At 65.7% G+C, this 2,276-nt stretch carries 2 protein-coding genes; both read left to right on the forward strand.

The window, feature by feature from the left end; genetic code table 11:
* Nucleotides 1–19 precede the first annotated feature (19 nt).
* Nucleotides 20–1,144, forward strand: coding sequence for a threonine synthase (locus tag CV770_RS40780; protein WP_104466296.1), 1,125 nt, complete (start codon nt 20–22; stop codon nt 1,142–1,144).
* 107 nt (nt 1,145–1,251) lie between these two features.
* The gene (locus tag CV770_RS40785) at nt 1,252–2,058 is read left to right on the forward strand and encodes a class I SAM-dependent methyltransferase (RefSeq protein ID WP_201760266.1); all 807 of its coding nucleotides are present in this window, start codon (nt 1,252–1,254) and stop codon (nt 2,056–2,058) included.
* The last annotated feature ends 218 nt before the right edge of the window (nt 2,059–2,276 follow it).

The raw sequence follows: 2,276 nt of genomic DNA on the forward strand, positions 1-2,276 counted from the left end.
GCCCGCCCCGGAGACCCCCATGCCCGCCAGCTACATCGACCCCCGCAACGCCAAGCTCTACCCGCTCGACCAGCCGCGCTGGTGCTCGGACGAGCGCACGCCGCTTCTGGTGACGCCGGGGGTGGGGATCTCGCGTGAGGACATTGACGGCCGCACGCGCTCGCTCTGGCGCTACCGGGCGGCGCTGCCGGTCGAGATCAAGACTCCGATCACCCTCGGCGAGGGCTGCACGCCGCTGGTGCAGCAGGACTGGGGCAAGTTGCGGCCGTTGTTCAAGCTCGAATGGTTCAACCCGACCGGCAGCTTCAAGGACCGCGGCTCGGCGGTGATGCTGTCGTTCCTGCGGCAGATCGGCGTCAACGCGATTCTGGAAGACTCTTCCGGCAATGGCGGCTCGTCGATGGCCGGGCTCGGTGCCGCCGGCGGCATGCGCGTGAAGATTTTGGCGCCGGCCTCGACGTCTCCGGCGAAGATCGCGCAGGTGCGGGCCTACGGCGCCGCGGTGCAGCTCGTCGAGGGCCCGCGCGAGGAATCGGAAGCCGAGGCGATCCGCCAGTCGAGCCAGACCTTCTATGCCAGCCACAATTGGCAGCCGTTCTTCCTCGAAGGCACCAAATCGCTCGCCTATGAGATCTGGGAAGACCTCGGCTTTCGCGCGCCCGACAACGTCATCGTTCCCGTCGGCGCCGGCAGCAGCCTGCTCGGATGCGCCTTCGGCTTCCGCGAGCTGTTGAAGGCAGGCCAGATCGCAAAGCTGCCGCGGCTGTTTGCGGCGCAGCCGCTCAACTGTTCGCCAATCGATGCGAGCTTCAAGGCCGGTGTAGATACGCCTGTCGCGCGCGAAGTGAACAAGACCATCGCCGAAGGCACCGCCATCAAGCACCCGCTGCGCCTGCGCGAGATCATCGCGGCCCTGCGCGAGAGCAGCGGCGGCACCGTCGCGCTGACTGAGGACGAGATGGTCGCCGCCCTGCGGCGCCTCGCGCGGCAAGGCCTGTTCGCCGAGCCGACCAGCGCCAGTGCTGCCGCCGCGCTGGAAAAACTATCCGCCACCGGCGCCATCAAGGCGAACGAGACCACGGTTGCAGTCCTCACCGGCACCGGCCTGAAGGCCGCGACCACGGTTGCCGATCTCGTGCAATAGGGCTGCGACGATGAGAGACCGTGCCGTCGCTGTCATGCGGCCGCGTTGAACCTTCGGCGACCTTCGCCAGCCTCATGAAGATCGACCTCGAGCAAAGGGAGAGTTCCATGACTGCGCAGGACCCGTTTGCAGCTTTCAAGGCAGTCCAGAAGGAAGCCTGGTCGCTATTCACGCCGATGGAGGTCTTCACGACACCCAGCGCGGCCAGGCTCGCAAATTTTGCCGGCGTTGCCGCCGGTCAGCGGCTGCTCGACGTCGGCTGCGGCACCGGCGTTGTCGCGATCACGGCGGCGCGCCGCGGTGCGAAGGTCAGGGGTCTCGACCTGTCGCCGGTCCTGATTGAACGCGCCCGCGAGCATGCGCAATTGATGAACCTCGATGTCGACTTCAAGGACGGCGACGCCGAAAGCCTGCCTTATGGCGACAACGAGTTCGACGTGGTGCTCAGCCAGTTCGGCCACATGTTCGCGCCGCGTCCGGACGTCGCGATCGGCGAGATGCTGCGCGTGCTGAAGCCCGGCGGCACCATCGCCTTCTCCACCTGGCCGCCGCATCTGTATGTCGGGCGGATGTTCGCGCTGATTGGCCGCCATCTGCCTCCGCCCGAGGGCGTGGCATCGCCGGTGTTGTGGGGCGATCCGAAGATCGTCGCCGAGCGTCTCGCGGGGAAAACGAAGGATCTCTCCTTCGAGATGGACATGATGACGCCGTCCGCCCTCAGCCCGCAGCATTTCCGCCGCACCATGGAAACGACGATCGGGCCTTTGATCAAGCTCGTCGCCCAGTACAAGGACGAGCCGGACAAGCTCAAGAGCTTCCGAGCCGAGTTCGAGGCGCTGATCTCGGAATATTTCGACGCCGGCCACAATGTGATGCGCCAGCAGTTCCTGATGTCGAAGGCAAGGAAGGTGTGAGGCTGAAGCGATAAGCCGCCGCGATCGCACGTGCTTTTCCTTCTCCCCTTGTGGGCCTGTTGCGTAATCCGCCAGTTGTGATTCCCTAGGGCAAAGCCTTGGAGGTATCGATGGCGGTGAAGCGGACAGGACAGCCGAGCTTTGTGGAAGCGCTGATGCCGAAGGGCGCCGGCGCCAATGCGGCGCTGGATCGGTTGGCTGGCCTGGTCAAGTGGTAC

This window comes from Bradyrhizobium sp. AC87j1, assembly GCF_002936975.1.
Taxonomy (GTDB): Bacteria; Pseudomonadota; Alphaproteobacteria; order Rhizobiales; family Xanthobacteraceae; genus Bradyrhizobium; species Bradyrhizobium shewense.

Excerpts from the sequence above, each read along its gene's own strand:
- CV770_RS40780 (WP_104466296.1), top strand. The coding sequence starts at position 20 with ATGCCCGCCAGCTACATCGACCCCCGCAACGCCAAGCTCTACCCGCTC.
- CV770_RS40785 (WP_201760266.1), top strand. The coding sequence starts at position 1,252 with ATGACTGCGCAGGACCCGTTTGCAGCTTTCAAGGCAGTCCAGAAGGAA.